Annotated in this window: 13 protein-coding genes; 7 read left to right on the forward strand and 6 right to left on the reverse strand. The window is 58.3% G+C overall.

Features of this window, described 5'->3' with window-relative positions:
- Positions 1–3 precede the first annotated feature (3 nt).
- Positions 4–888 carry an alpha/beta hydrolase gene (locus tag ABJ076_RS20395; protein ID WP_348193168.1) on the forward strand — a complete coding sequence of 295 codons (885 nt, stop codon included), beginning with the start codon at positions 4–6 and terminating at the stop codon, positions 886–888.
- Between the two features lie 78 nt (positions 889–966).
- Here ABJ076_RS20395 and ABJ076_RS20400 read toward each other — a convergent pair whose 3' ends face one another.
- From ABJ076_RS20400 to ABJ076_RS20425, 6 genes are all read right to left on the reverse strand, one after another.
- Positions 967–1,248: a DUF2160 domain-containing protein gene (locus tag ABJ076_RS20400; protein ID WP_348193171.1), complete on the reverse strand. Its 282-nt coding sequence runs from the start codon at positions 1,246–1,248 to the stop codon at positions 967–969.
- A 14-nt stretch (positions 1,249–1,262) separates the two neighbouring features.
- Entirely contained in the window at positions 1,263–2,072 is an 810-nt protein-coding gene (locus ABJ076_RS20405; protein ID WP_348193174.1) for a carbohydrate ABC transporter permease, read from the reverse strand.
- A 1-nt stretch (position 2,073) separates the two neighbouring features.
- Positions 2,074–2,937 carry a sugar ABC transporter permease gene (locus tag ABJ076_RS20410; RefSeq protein ID WP_348193177.1) on the reverse strand — a complete coding sequence of 288 codons (864 nt, stop codon included), beginning with the start codon at positions 2,935–2,937 and terminating at the stop codon, positions 2,074–2,076.
- Between the two features lie 11 nt (positions 2,938–2,948).
- Positions 2,949–4,022 carry an ABC transporter ATP-binding protein gene (locus ABJ076_RS20415; protein ID WP_348193180.1) on the reverse strand — a complete coding sequence of 358 codons (1,074 nt, stop codon included), beginning with the start codon at positions 4,020–4,022 and terminating at the stop codon, positions 2,949–2,951.
- Between the two features lie 10 nt (positions 4,023–4,032).
- Positions 4,033–5,115, reverse strand: a complete 1,083-nt coding sequence (locus ABJ076_RS20420; protein ID WP_348193183.1) for an ABC transporter ATP-binding protein — start codon at positions 5,113–5,115, stop codon at positions 4,033–4,035.
- 212 nt (positions 5,116–5,327) lie between these two features.
- The gene (locus ABJ076_RS20425; protein WP_348193186.1) at positions 5,328–7,064 is read right to left on the reverse strand and encodes an ABC transporter substrate-binding protein; all 1,737 of its coding nucleotides are present in this window, start codon (positions 7,062–7,064) and stop codon (positions 5,328–5,330) included.
- A 366-nt stretch (positions 7,065–7,430) separates the two neighbouring features.
- Here ABJ076_RS20425 and ABJ076_RS20430 point away from each other — a divergent pair, with 366 nt between their 5' ends.
- From ABJ076_RS20430 to ABJ076_RS20455, 6 genes are all read left to right on the forward strand, one after another.
- Entirely contained in the window at positions 7,431–8,222 is a 792-nt protein-coding gene (locus ABJ076_RS20430; protein ID WP_348193510.1) for a DeoR/GlpR family DNA-binding transcription regulator, read from the forward strand.
- Between the two features lie 13 nt (positions 8,223–8,235).
- A complete protein-coding gene (gene glpD / locus ABJ076_RS20435; RefSeq protein WP_348193189.1) occupies positions 8,236–9,735 on the forward strand; it encodes a glycerol-3-phosphate dehydrogenase in 1,500 nt (499 codons plus the stop codon).
- A 99-nt stretch (positions 9,736–9,834) separates the two neighbouring features.
- A complete protein-coding gene (locus ABJ076_RS20440; protein ID WP_348193192.1) occupies positions 9,835–10,749 on the forward strand; it encodes a DMT family transporter in 915 nt (304 codons plus the stop codon).
- 97 nt (positions 10,750–10,846) lie between these two features.
- Positions 10,847–11,482, forward strand: coding sequence for a uracil phosphoribosyltransferase (gene upp / locus ABJ076_RS20445; protein WP_348193195.1), 636 nt, complete (start codon positions 10,847–10,849; stop codon positions 11,480–11,482).
- Between the two features lie 28 nt (positions 11,483–11,510).
- Positions 11,511–12,716, forward strand: a complete 1,206-nt coding sequence (locus ABJ076_RS20450) for a CaiB/BaiF CoA-transferase family protein (RefSeq protein WP_348193198.1) — start codon at positions 11,511–11,513, stop codon at positions 12,714–12,716.
- A gap of 150 nt (positions 12,717–12,866) precedes the next feature.
- Entirely contained in the window at positions 12,867–13,280 is a 414-nt protein-coding gene (locus ABJ076_RS20455; RefSeq protein WP_348193201.1) for an isochorismatase family protein, read from the forward strand.
- Position 13,281: the final 1 nt, after the last annotated feature.

Here is a 13,281-nt window from a genome sequence, read left to right on the forward strand (position 1 = left end):
TTCATGTCCACGCTTGCTGACGAGAACGTTCTGATCGGCGGGTGCCGCATCGCCTACGCGGCCTTCGGTTCGGGCAAGCCGGTGGTGCTCATTCATGGCACGCCGTCCTCTTCCTACATCTGGCGGAATGTGACGCCTCGCCTGATCGAGGCAGGATACCGGGTGCACCTGTTTGATCTGCTCGGTTATGGCGCCTCCGAACGTCCGCTCGATCCTGCTGTGGACACTTCTGTTTCCGGACAGGTTCCGGTCCTGGAAAGCCTGATGGATCATTGGGGGCTCAAGAGCGCACATATCGTCGCCCATGATATTGGGGGCGCTGTGGCCCAGCGCTTCTGCATATTTCATCCGGAGCGGGCGCGGACGCTCACCCTGATCGACAGTGTGAGCTTTGATAGCTGGCCTTCCCGCCGGACCAATGAGCAGATGAAGGCGGGGGTCGATGCCCTGATCAAGAAACCGGATGTCGAGCACCGGGAGCATTTTCGGGAATGGCTGTTGAGCACGGTCGTTCATAAGGAACGGCTCGCGGCCGGAGCGCTCGATATCTATCTCGATCTGATTACCGGTCCGGTCGGGCAGGCCAGTCTATTTCAGCATCAGGTGGCCCATTACGACCACAAGCATACTTCTGGCATAACAGACCGGCTCTTCGAACTTGGCAGGATTCCGGTGCAGATACTCTGGGGCGCGGATGACTGCTGGCAGGTGGTGGACTGGGCTCACAAGCTGCACGCGGCCATTCCGGGCTCGTGCCTCCATGTGCTTCCGGAATGCGGTCATTTCGCCATGGAAGACCAGCCGGAACGTATTGGCGAACTGGTGATCGCTTTCATCGCCGACCATCCACTTGTCATTCCCGCGCACGCTGAAACCCAGGGGCCGTAAATCGCTATCCGTCTTCACTGGATGCCTATTTGCATGGGGATGACGATATAGGACCAGGTCCAGCGCTTGGCGCGATTCTCAGACGTACCTGAACACCAGCACGCCATAGACAATCGCGATCCCGAGTGGCCACCAGAGCACGGTGCCGACCAGCCCGAGCCATGCCAGGAAGATAAACGCACTCCCGAGCAGCCAGACGAACAGCCGGTCGCCCCGTGTGGTTGTCAGTCCGAGCACGCCGTCGCGCGGGGCGCCGCCGGGGTTGCGTAGTTCCAGCATTGTCATGGTGCCGAGGCAGCAGGCTATAAAAATGAAGAAGGTGGCGGTGGGCCACGTCCAGGCCATCCAGCTGAGTCCCATAAGCTGTCTCCTTCCTAGACTCGCCCGAGGGCGAAGCCCTTGGCGATATAGTTCCGCACGAAATAGATCACGAAGGCGCCGGGGATGATGGTCAGCGTGCCCGCTGCCGCCAATAGCCCAAGCTCATAGCCGGACGAACTTGCTGTCTTGGTCATGGTTGCCGCGATGGGTTTCGCATCGACGGCCGTCAGGGTTTTGGCCAGCAGTAACTCTACCCAGGAGAACATGAAGCAGAAGAAGCAGGCGACGCCGATACCGGCGGCAATGGTCGGCACAAAGATCTTCAGGAAGAAGCTCCAGAAGGAATGCCCGTCCACGTAAGCCGTCTCGTCCAGCTCACGCGGCACGCCGGACATGAAACCTTCTAGGATCCAGACTGCAAGCGGGATATTGAACAAGGTATGCGCCAACGCCACGGCGATATGTGTGTCGAACAGGCCGACCGCAGAATAGAGCTGAAAGAAGGGCAGGGCGAAGACTGCCGGGGGCGCCATCCGGTTGGTGAGAAGCCAGAAGAACAGGTGCTTGTCACCGATGAAGCGGTAGCGCGAGAAGGCGTAGGCGGCGGGCAGCGCCACCGCGACCGAGATCGCGGTGTTCAGAGTCACATACGAGATTGAATTCACATAACCCATGTACCAGGTCGGGTCCGTGAAGATGGTGATGTAGTTATCGAGCGTGAATTCCTGCGGATAGAGCGTGAAACTGCCGAGGATCTCGTTCGTGGTCTTGAACGACATATTGATCAGCCAGTAGATCGGCAGCATCAGGAACAGGATGTAGAGGCTCGGCACCAGCCAGCCAGCGGTTTTCTTGACATTCATGTCACTGTTCCTCGTTCCGCATCATTACGGTGTAGAAGACCCAGCTCAGCGCTAGGATAATCAGGAAGTAGATCAGCGACATCGCAGCCGCCGGGCCGAGGTCGAACTGACCGAGCGCGATTTTCACCAGATCGATCGAGAGTAAGGTGGTCGAGTTGCCGGGCCCGCCACCGGTCAACACGAACGGCTCCGTATAGATCATGAAGCTGTCCATGAAGCGGAGCAGGAATGCGATGGTCAGCACCCGCTTCAGTTTCGGTAGCTGGATGAACCGGAAAATCGCCCAGCTTCCCGCACCGTCGATCTTGGCGGCCTGGTAATAGGCATCGGGGATTGAGCTTAGGCCAGCGTACGCCAGTAGCACGACAAGCGAGGTCCAGTGCCAGACATCCATCAGGATCAGGGTGAACCAGGCATCGCCCGGCTGGCGGGTGAAATTGAAATCGAACCCGATGGCGTTCAGTACATATCCGAGGAAGCCGATATCCGGCAGGGCAAAAATATTCCACATCGCGCCGACCACGTTCCAGGGGATCAGGAGCGGCAGGGCCATCAATACCAGACAGACAGACACCCAGGGACCCTTGCGCGGCATGCAAAGGGCGATGGCGATGCCGAGCGGCATCTCGATGGCGAGGATGCTGGCGGTGAACATCGCCTGCCTGCCAAGACTGGCATGGAAACGCTCGGATTGCAGGATGTCCTGGAACCAGATCACACCGGCCCAGAAGAACTCGTTGTTCCCGAAAGTCTCCTGCATCGAATAATTGACCACGGTCATCAGCGGGATGATCGCGTTAAAGGCAACCAGCGCGAATACCGGGAGGACGAAGAGCCAGGCCTTGTTGTTCTGCAACTTGTTCATGTTCCTCCTCCTCAGGCTACCAGCCAGCCGTCGCGATAGACCCGCGTCCGGTCCGCCCGGAAGGAAAGCGCTGTCCTGCCGGTGGGAATTTCGATCCCTTCATTGACCAGCAGTTTCACCGGCACGTCGCCAACCCGTGTCTCCACGATCTGGTAACGTCCGCTGTCGCTGACCTTGACCACATCAGCCGCGATACCGTCTTTCTCGGAGAGTGTGACGAACTCGGGCCGGATACCGAGCCGGAGCGATCCTTCTGCTCCGTCTTTCACAGCCGCAGCATTACTTGTCTGGACCGGCTGTCCATGCAGGAAGGCCTGACCGCCCTTCACCTCACAATCGAGGATATTCATGCCAGGCGAGCCGATGAAATGACCGACGAACTCATGGCCCGGTGTCTCGAACAACTCGACCGGCGTGCCGATCTGCACAACCTGACCGACATTCATAACCACCACCTTGTCGGCGAAGGTCAGGGCTTCGGTCTGGTCGTGGGTCACGTAGATCATGGTTCGGTTCACCCGCTGGTGCAGCTCCTTCAGTTTGGAGCGAAGCTGCCACTTCAGATGCGGGTCGATCACCGTCAGTGGCTCGTCGAACATGATCACATTCACATCCGAGCGGACGAGGCCGCGGCCGAGAGAGATCTTTTGCTTGCCGTCGGCCGTCAGGCCGGAGGCACGGTTCATCAGCGTGTCTTCCAGATCGATCATGGCCGCTATCTCGCGCACCTTCTTGTCGACGTCGGCTTCTGTAACGCCGCGATTGCGCAGGGGGAAGGCCAGATTGTCGTAGACGGTCATGGTGTCGTAGACGACCGGGAACTGGAACACCTGGGCGATGTGGCGTTCATCCGGGGCAAGCTCGGTGACGTCCTTGCCGTCGAAAAGCACCTTGCCATGGCTCGGTGTCAGCAGGCCGGAGATGATGTTCAGCAGCGTGGTCTTACCGCAGCCGGACGGGCCGAGCAGGGCGTAGGCGCCGCCATTCTCGAAGGTGACATCAAGTTGCTGCAGCGCATAGTCTTCGGGTCTTTCCGGATCTGGAGCATACGCGTGCCGGAGATCGTCGAGGGTGATTTTCGCCATCGCCTGTCTCCTAGCTTTGCGCCGCGGCGGAGGCGACAAGCGTACCGTCCGGGGCAAAATACATAGCCTGCGCGAAATCGGCATGAAGCTGGGCTTCGGCGCCGACCTCGAAAGCGTGAATTCCGTGAGACTGGGAGACCCAGGTTTTACCGCCCTTGGCGAAATGAATGATGCTTTCGGAACCACTGAGTTCTGTCACCATCACATGGCCGGAGACCGGCACCGGATCTGCGCCAGTTGCGGCGGGGGATACGAAATGCGGGCGGATACCAAGCGTATACTTGCCGTCCGACAGGGAAGCTGTCGCGCTATTGATTGCCCAGCGCGCGCCTTCCGCATCGGTGAAGTGATCGCCGTGTTTTTCGCAGGCCAGCACGTTGATCGGGGGATCGGAAAAGACCTGGGCGCTGAGCAGGCTGTTCGGCTTGCGGTAGATTTCCCGCGTTGGACCGAACTGCGTTACGGCACCTTCGAACAGGGTCGCTGTGTTGCCGCCGAAAAGCAGGGCCTCTGTTGGCTCTGTAGTCGCGTAGACAACGATGCAGTTACGGTCGGCGAACAGGCGCGGCAACTCGTCCCGGAGCTCCTCTCGCAATTTAAAGTCAAGGTTCGCCAACGGCTCGTCAAGCAGCACAAGATCCGCATCCTTGACGAGCGCGCGGGCGATCGCCGTGCGCTGCTGCTGGCCGCCGGAAAGGGCGCCAGGCAGACGGTCAAGCATCGGGGTCAGGCGCAGCAGCTCAGCCATTTCGCCCACCCGCTTGCGGATGAGTTCTTCCGGCGCGCGCGCCACCCGGAGCGGGGACGCTATGTTCTCGTAGACCGAGAAGTTCGGGTAATTGATGAACTGCTGATAGACCATCGAGACGTTGCGCTGTTGCACCGGCATGCCGGTCACGTCACGACCATCGAACCAGATCTCACCTTCCAGTGGACGTTCAAGTCCCGCCATCAGCTGCATCAGTGTGGTTTTGCCTGCGAGCGTGGAGCCGAGCAAGATGTTGAAACTGCCTGGCTCGAACGTCAGGTCGGTCGGGTGGATATGCACCGCGTTTCCGACACGCTTGGTTACGCCTTTGAGTGTGAGTGTCATGGCCTATCGAGAGGTCGGCGGATCGCATCGCGGGCCGTCCCGCACAATCCGCATATGTGGAATACTAGGCTGGAAAAGGTTCTCGTGGAACCTTTCGGCCCGTTGCGAAACCGGTGGCGTTTTTGCCTTTCGGGTTCCGAAGAAAAAATCCGGGGCCGGATCGAGGGATACGGCCCCGGAGGAGTAAAGTCTCCAAGTCAGGGAGAACTGACCTAGTTCTGAGACCAGCGTTTCACCATCTCATCGTAGGAAACGGTTTCGCCCTTCGGCTTTTCGTTGGCGAGTGCTGCTTTCGCACCGCCCTTGCCAAGCCATTCGGACGGATCTTTTTCGTCGTTCAGCCGCGGGCCGCAACCACCGTAGGTATTGTTAGCCTTGTCCGCACGTTCCATGCGGGCCATCACCTGGTCCATCTCGCTGGCGAGACGATCCATGGCTTCCTGCGGGGTGAAGGCGCCGGAATTGACGTCACCGATTTGCTGCCACCAGAGCTGGGCCAGTTTCGGATAGTCAGGCACGTTCACGCCGGTCGGGGACCAGTTCACCCGGTCGGGCGAACGATAGAACTCAACCAGACCGCCGAGCTTCGGTGCCCGTTCAGTGAAGGATTCGTCGTTGATGTCGCTGTCCCGGATGATGGTAAGACCAACATGGCTCTTCTTGAGAGACACGGTCTTCGAGACAACAAACTGTGCGTAGAGCCAGGCGGCTTTCCGGCGATCGACCGGGGTCGATTTGAACAGGGTCCAGGAACCGGCATCCTGATAGCCGAGCTTCTGGCCTTCTTCCCAGTACGGACCGTGCGGGGACGGAGCCATGCGCCAGAGCGGAACGCCGTTATCGTCAACGGTGTTGTTGCCGTCGGCCTTGGACGCAACCATTGAAGCTGTGAAGGCAGTGTACCAGAAGATCTGCTGGGCGACATTGCCTTGGCTCAGAGCCGGCAGCGACTGATAGAAGTCGTAGTCGGCCGCACCTGGAGGTGCGTATTTCCGGAGCCATTCATCCCATTTGCGGATGGCATAGACAGCCGCCGGGCCGTTTGTTCCACCGCCACGGGAGATGGATGCGCCTGCCGGATTGCAGGAATCCGCTTCCATCCGGATACCCCACTCATCGATTGGCCGACCGTTCGGCAGACCCTTTGAGCCGGCACCGGCCATGGAGAGCCAAGCGTCGGTCATACGCCAGCCAAGATCGGGCGCGCGTTTTCCGTAGTCCATATGGCCATAGATGCGGACGCCATCGATTTCCTTCACATGCTCAGTGAAGAACTCGGCGATGTCCTCATAGGCCGACCAGTTCACCGGAACGCCCAACTCGTAGCCGTACATGTCCTTGAACTGCGCTTTCAGTTCCGGCTTGCTGAACCAGTCGTAGCGGAACCAGTAGAGGTTCGCGAACTGCTGATCGGGGAGCTGGTAGAGCTTGCCGTCCGGGCCGGTGGTGAAGGACTTGCCGATGAAATCGTCTATGTCGAGTGTCGGCAGTGTGACGCCCTTGCCCTCGCCGGCCATCCAGTCCGAGAGGTTGACCGCGAGCTGCAGGCGCGCGTGGGTGCCGATCAGATCGGAATCGTTGATGTAGGCATCGTAGAGGTTCCGGTTCGTCTGCATTTGCGTCTGAACGGCCTGAACGACTTCGCCTTCGCCAAGCAGCTGATGGTTCACCTTGATGCCGGTGATTTCCTCAAATGCCTTGGTCAGGGTTTTGGATTCGTATTCATGGGTCGGGATGGTCTCCGACAGGACATTGATTTCCATGCCCTCGAACGGTTCTGCAGCCTTGATGAACCACTCCATCTCGGACTTCTGAGCGTCCTTGGAGAGAGTTGAAGGCTGAAACTCGCTATCGATCCATTTTTCGGCTTCTGCCATGCCCGCCTTTGCGACGTTTGGCACAGCGAGAAGAGCCGTGACCGCAACCGCGGCCATCAGTGTCTTCTTCATATTTTCCTCCCAGCATGAAAGCTTTTATGACTATCAAACGAAAAAAAGTGAAGGTCAAGCGATGCTGGTTGAATACCTGTAAAATGCCACCAAGGGCAAGGGCGGGACGGTGCTTTTCCAGGATCGGTGATGCATAAAAATATTAATTAATTTAGATGGTTAGCATATTTACTGGCTTTCAAACTTCGTGTTGTACGCATAATTGTATGGTGGGTTTTGTATGCAAAGCGACCCTAGAAATCGAAAGAAAACGAATGTAGGGTGATTTTGGGCGCGGAAGTCGTCTTGGTATGTGTTCATATGAACATTCAGGCGGTGATTCCAGCGGCTGAATTTTTCGATTGAAGATAAATGAAAGGACGCGAGATGGATGCGGTTTCGCCACGGCAGACCGATATCCTGAGGATGGTCCGGCAGTCCGGGCGTGTTGGGGTTGATGATCTCGCGCTTCAGTTTAACGTGACTCCTCAGACTATTCGCAAGGATTTGAACGAGATCTGCGACGCCGGCCTGCTGCAGCGGGTGCATGGCGGCGCGGTTTATCCATCGGGCGCGATCAATTACGCATATGATGCTCGACGATCGCTTGCAGCAGATGAAAAGCGCCGGATTGGTGCGGTTGCGGCAGCGCTGATCCCGGACAACAGTTCCGTGATTCTGAATATCGGGACTACCACGGAGCAAGTCGCCTTTGCTTTGCGTGAGCGCGAAGGTCTGATGGTGATCACGAACAATATTAATGTGGCGAACATCCTGCGGGAGTCGCCGTCAACGGAAGTCATCATCGCTGGTGGCCTGGTCCGTCGGACGGACGGCGGGATCGTCGGTGAGGCGACCGTTGATTTCATTCGCCAGTTCAAGGTCGATCATGCGGTGATCGGAGCCTCTGCGATAGACGAGGATGGCGCCATTCTCGATTACGATTACCGCGAAGTCCGCGTTGCGCAGGAAATTATCCAGCATGCACGGCGGACAATTCTTGTCGCCGACCACATGAAATTTGATCGCAACGCGCCAGTCCGCATCGGGCACCTCAGTGACATCGATGTTCTGGTGACCGATGCAGATGTACCGGAAAGCGTTCGGGAGCTTTGCACGCTCCACGGCGTGAAAATCTCCAGCGCGCCCGGAGCGCCAAGCGAAAATGATCCAAGCTGAGAAGGATTCTCCAATGTATGACATCGCCGTAATTGGTGGCGGTATCAATGGATGCGGCATCGCTCGGGATGCAGTCGGACGAGGCTATTCGGTCTGCCTTGCCGAGATGTCCGACCTTGCCAGCGGAACCTCTTCTTGGTCGACCAAACTTATTCATGGTGGCTTGCGCTATCTGGAGCATTACGAGTTCCGGCTGGTTCGCGAATCCTTGGAGGAGCGCGAGGTGCTCTGGGCCATGGCGCCGCATATCGTGCGCCCCATGAGGTTCGTCCTGCCGCACCATTCCGGCCTGCGCCCTGCTTGGTTGCTGCGGCTTGGCCTGTTTCTCTACGACCATCTCGGCGGCCGTAAGCTGCTCCCTTCGACACGGGTTCTGAACCTGACCTCGGATGAGGCGGGCGAGCCTCTCAAGACGGGGTTCAGGAAAGGGTTCGAATATTCGGATTGCTGGGTGGACGACGCCCGTCTCGTGGTCCTGAACGCCCGTGATGCGGCAGATCGGGGTGCGGACATTCACACCCGAACGCAAGTGGTGCAGGCTGTGCGCGAGGACGGGCACTGGCGGGTGACGCTGCGTGATCTCCAAACTGGAGCCGAGCGGGATATCGAAGCGCGGTTGCTCGTTAATGCTGCGGGGCCATGGGTTGACCGGGTGCTGGGTGAAACCTTCGGGCGCAACGGCGCGCGGAACGTCCGTCTAGTGCAGGGTAGTCATATCGTCGTTCCCAAGCTCTACGATCATGACCGGAGCTACATTTTCCAGAATTCCGATGGTCGGATTTTCTTCGCCATACCTTATGAGCGAGATTTCACCCTGATCGGCACCACCGACAGGGACTATGAGGGCGACCCGGCGAAGGTGGTGATCACGCCGGAGGAGTCCGCTTACCTCTGCGCTGCCGCAGGTGAGTATTTCAAGCGGCAGGTCGTCGTCGAGGATATTGTCTGGACCTATTCCGGCGTGCGTCCCCTGTTTGACGACGGTGCCTCAAAAGCCCAGGAAGCGACGCGGGACTATGTCCTCCGCGAGGAGGGAGAGGCCTGCGACGGCATGCTGGTGAACATCTTCGGCGGTAAGCTGACGACGTACCGGCGGCTGGCCAACTCCGTGATGAAGAAGATTGAGGCCGCTCTAGGCTCCAAGGGGCCGGAATGGAGCGGGTCCGAGCCGTTGCCAGGCGGCGATTTCCCCGTCCAGGACTTCGCGGCCAGGCTCCAGGATTTGAAGCAAAAGTACCCGTTTCTTGATGACGGCACGGCCCTTCGGATCGAACGGCAGTATGGGACTTTAACCGAAGTCATTCTTGGTGACGCCAAGACGCTATCGGATCTGGGCCGGGATTTTGGTGGTGGTCTGATGGAAGCGGAAGTGCGCTACCTGATGAACAGGGAATGGGCGGTGACGGCAGAGGATATCCTGTGGCGGCGTAGCAAGCTGGGGCTGCGACTGTCGAAGGATCAAGCCGATGCGCTGGAGGTCTACATGACGGAAGTATCGTCCTGCGCCGCGTGAGTAATTTTATTACATAAACGGGTTGCGCAAGAGTTCGTTTCTTATCATGTTGGCCGCAATCCGGCATTCTGTCCGGACCACTCATCCGGGAGCCTACTTATGTTCGGTCCGAAAGCGGGCGGCCTTGGCGGCGCCTTCTACGGGAACGCTTATATTTTGCTCGCCCTCACCACATTGATGTGGGGTGGGAACGCGGTCGCGGGCCGGCTGGCAATCGGGGAAGTTTCGCCGATGGTGCTGGTTGTCTTGCGCTGGGCCGGTGTAGTGATCTTGATGGGGGTGGTCTCTCGGAAAAAGGTGCTGGCGGAATGGCCCGTATTGCGCCAGCGAATCTGGTTTCTGTTCGCCCTGGGTACTCTCGGCTTCACTATGTTCAACGGGTTGTTCTATGTCGCTGCCCATTCCACTGTGGCGATCAACATGGGCATCCTTCAGGGCTCCATTCCGGTCTTCGTATTGATCGGAGCATTGATTGCTTATGGGACGCGGGTCTCGCTGGTTCAGGGGGCGGGAGTTCTGTTGACCATGGTCGGTATCATTCTGATTGCCGCTCATGGTGAGCTCGAACGTCTCGCCGCACTGGAATTCAACCACGGTGATCTGTTGATGCTCATGGCTTGTGCACTCTATGCCGGATATACAGTCGCGCTGCGAAAGCGGCCGAATGTTTCGGGCATCGCGATGTTCACTGTCATGGCCGCAGCTGCTTTTGTCACCGCCCTGCCGTTGGCGGCGGTCGAAGTCTATACAGGAGATTTCCAGTGGCCGACGCTCAAAGGCTGGGGAATCGTTCTTTTCGTCACGCTGTTTCCTTCTTTCTTGGCGCAGATCTTCTTCTTGCGTGGTGTCGATCTGATCGGGCCGGGGAGGGCTGGCGTGTTCGTCAATTTGGTCCCGATCTTCGCGTCGGGACTTGCCGTGGTGGTTTTGGGCGAGGTCTTCGCCTGGTATCACGCGGCAGCGTTGGTACTTGTCCTCGGCGGCATTGCGCTGGCGAACCGTACGAAGAGCTGAATTTTGACGCTAGCGGGCTTGCCCTTTTCGAATGACGGCGTATGACTGGGCGAAATTTGACATTTCCCGGTCTGGAACCGGAAGCGAGGAGAGACCCTTGAGCGCACATCCCGTCACCGTCGTTGATCATCCGCTCGTCCAACACAAGCTGACCATCATGCGTAAGGCCGACACGGCCACCTCCAAGTTCAGGCATCTGCTGAAGGAAATCGCGCATCTTCTGGCCTATGAGGTGCTGCGGGACCTGGATGTTGAGACTATCGAGATCGAAACCCCGCTGGAAACCATGATGGCGCCGCGCCTTGAGGGGAAGAAGCTCTGCTTCGTCTCGATCCTGCGCGCAGGTAATGGATTGCTGGACGGTATGCTTGAATTAGTGCCGTCTGCACGCGTGGGACATATCGGCCTCTATCGCGATCCGAAGACGCTGGAGCCGGTTGAGTACTACATGAAGTTGCCGGAACATCGGGACGAACGGCTCTTCATCGTCGTTGACCCGATGCTGGCGACCGGTAACTCCGCTGTAGCAGCCATCGAGCGGCTCAAGGCGGCAGGTGCAACGAACATCAAGTTCGTCTGCTTGCTGGCGGCGCCGGAAGGCATCGAAACCTTCCAGAAAGCATTGCCGGACGTACCTGTGTTCACCGCTTCCATCGACAGGCAGCTGAACGAGAAGGGCTACATCATGCCCGGTCTCGGCGATGCCGGGGACCGGATGTACGGTACCAAGTAACCGCAGTGATCCGATTGGGACGGAGAGCATGACATCACCGAAGCCTTTGGCAGGCCGGCGGGTCCTGGATCTGACCAATGTGCTGGCGGGACCGTTCTGCTGCCATCAGCTTGCTCATCTCGGTGCCGACGTGATCAAGGTTGAGGTGCCGGGAAGCGGCGATCTTGCCCGTCAGCTCGGTGCCGACAAGGCTCTTAACGAAGCCCTGATGGGAGTCTCGTTTCTGGCGCAGAATGCTGGCAAGCGATCGATCACGATCAATTTGAAGTCGGATGACGGAAAGGCTGTGTTTCGCCGTCTTGTGGCTGGTGCGGATGTACTGGTCGAGAACTTTCGTCCAGGTGTGATGCGGCGGCTCGGTCTCGATTTCGAGGCATTGAAGGAAGCACGACCGGATCTGGTCTATTGCGCGATCTCCGGCTTTGGCCAGGACGGACCGATGAAGGACCTGCCAGCCTATGACCAGATTATCCAAGGTCTTTCCGGGGTGATGAGTATCACCGGGGCGCCTGAAACAGCGCCATACCGGGTCGGCTTTCCAGTCGCGGATACGATTGGTGGGTTGACGGCGGCGATGGCGATCTCAGCGGCTCTGGCAGAGAAAGACCGGAGGGAGCCTCGTTTCATCGATGTGGCGATGCTGGAATCCGTCCTCGCGACCATGGGTTGGGCCGTATCGAATTTTCTTATCGCCGGCGTCCCGCCGCAACCGGTCGGCAATGACAATGTGACGTCCAGCCCGTCAGGAACGTTCGAGACGCGTGACGGTTTGCTCAATATAGCGGCCAATAAACAGGAGCAGTTCGAAGCTGTCTGCCGGATCGTTGATCGTGAGGCTCTTATTGCGGATACGCGCTTCGCCACCCGATCTGCCCGTCTTGAGCATCGGAAGGCGCTGGCAGCGCTGCTGACGGAAGCCCTTTTGCAAGACGATGCGGCGACATGGGAGCTTCTGCTCAACGAGGCGGGTGTGCCTGCCGGTCGCGTGCTGACTGTTCCGGAGATTATCGCTGTGCCGCAAGTTGCTGATCGGGGACAGGTGGAAACCTTTGAGCAGGTTCCAGGCGTTGGCCGTGATGTTAGCGTTGTCGTTCCCGGTGTCAAAATCGATGGCGAGGCGCCGCGCGTTGATGCGCCACCCCCGGAGCTGGGCTCGTCGACGGATGAGATTCTCGCCGAGTTGGGTTATTCCTCCGTTGAAGTTGCGAGTTTAAGAGACTGCGGCGCGGTGTGAGCTGGATCGTTATCAAGGGGCAAGTATGAACACAGCATTGATCATCATTGACATGCAACTCGGCTGCTTCACGCCATATTCCGCCCGTCATGACACGCTTGGAACAATTAAGCGGATCAATCGCCTGGCGGCGAAGGTGCGAGCGAGGGCATGCCGGTAATTTTTGTGCAGCACGATGGTCCGAATGGTGACCCGCATCACCCCGATGCACCCGGATGGCACCTTCTGCCGGAGCTGGAACAAAACTCAGCCGATCTTCTTGTGCGGAAGGCTTCCTGTGATGCGTTTCTTGACACAGGGCTTGCCTCACTGCTGGAGCGGGAAAAAGTCAAACAGGTCATCGTTACAGGATGTGCGTCAGATTTTTGCGTCGATACGACCGTCAGATCTGCGCTCGCCAGATGCTATGACACAATTGTTCCGTCAGACGGACATACCACGGCTGACCGTCCTTATCTCTCGGCCACGAAAATCATTGAGCACCACAACACGGTCTGGTCCGACTTCTTGTCTCCGGTCGGACCCGCGACGGTTATGCCCGCTGCAGAAATCGAGCTGACCTGAG

It is taken from the genome of Nisaea sp. (assembly GCF_039990255.1).
Lineage (GTDB): Bacteria > Pseudomonadota > Alphaproteobacteria > Thalassobaculales > Thalassobaculaceae > Nisaea.

Excerpts from the sequence above, each read along its gene's own strand:
- ABJ076_RS20400 (WP_348193171.1), bottom strand. The coding sequence starts at position 1,248 with ATGGGACTCAGCTGGATGGCCTGGACGTGGCCCACCGCCACCTTCTTC.
- ABJ076_RS20430 (WP_348193510.1), top strand. The coding sequence starts at position 7,431 with ATGGATGCGGTTTCGCCACGGCAGACCGATATCCTGAGGATGGTCCGG.
- ABJ076_RS20450 (WP_348193198.1), top strand. The coding sequence starts at position 11,511 with ATGACATCACCGAAGCCTTTGGCAGGCCGGCGGGTCCTGGATCTGACC.
- ABJ076_RS20420 (WP_348193183.1), bottom strand. The coding sequence starts at position 5,115 with ATGACACTCACACTCAAAGGCGTAACCAAGCGTGTCGGAAACGCGGTG.
- ABJ076_RS20395 (WP_348193168.1), top strand. The coding sequence starts at position 4 with ATGTCCACGCTTGCTGACGAGAACGTTCTGATCGGCGGGTGCCGCATC.
- ABJ076_RS20425 (WP_348193186.1), bottom strand. The coding sequence starts at position 7,064 with ATGAAGAAGACACTGATGGCCGCGGTTGCGGTCACGGCTCTTCTCGCT.
- ABJ076_RS20410 (WP_348193177.1), bottom strand. The coding sequence starts at position 2,937 with ATGAACAAGTTGCAGAACAACAAGGCCTGGCTCTTCGTCCTCCCGGTA.
- ABJ076_RS20415 (WP_348193180.1), bottom strand. The coding sequence starts at position 4,022 with ATGGCGAAAATCACCCTCGACGATCTCCGGCACGCGTATGCTCCAGAT.
- ABJ076_RS20405 (WP_348193174.1), bottom strand. The coding sequence starts at position 2,072 with ATGAATGTCAAGAAAACCGCTGGCTGGCTGGTGCCGAGCCTCTACATC.
- ABJ076_RS20455 (WP_348193201.1), top strand. The coding sequence starts at position 12,867 with ATGCCGGTAATTTTTGTGCAGCACGATGGTCCGAATGGTGACCCGCAT.
- ABJ076_RS20440 (WP_348193192.1), top strand. The coding sequence starts at position 9,835 with ATGTTCGGTCCGAAAGCGGGCGGCCTTGGCGGCGCCTTCTACGGGAAC.
- glpD (WP_348193189.1), top strand. The coding sequence starts at position 8,236 with ATGTATGACATCGCCGTAATTGGTGGCGGTATCAATGGATGCGGCATC.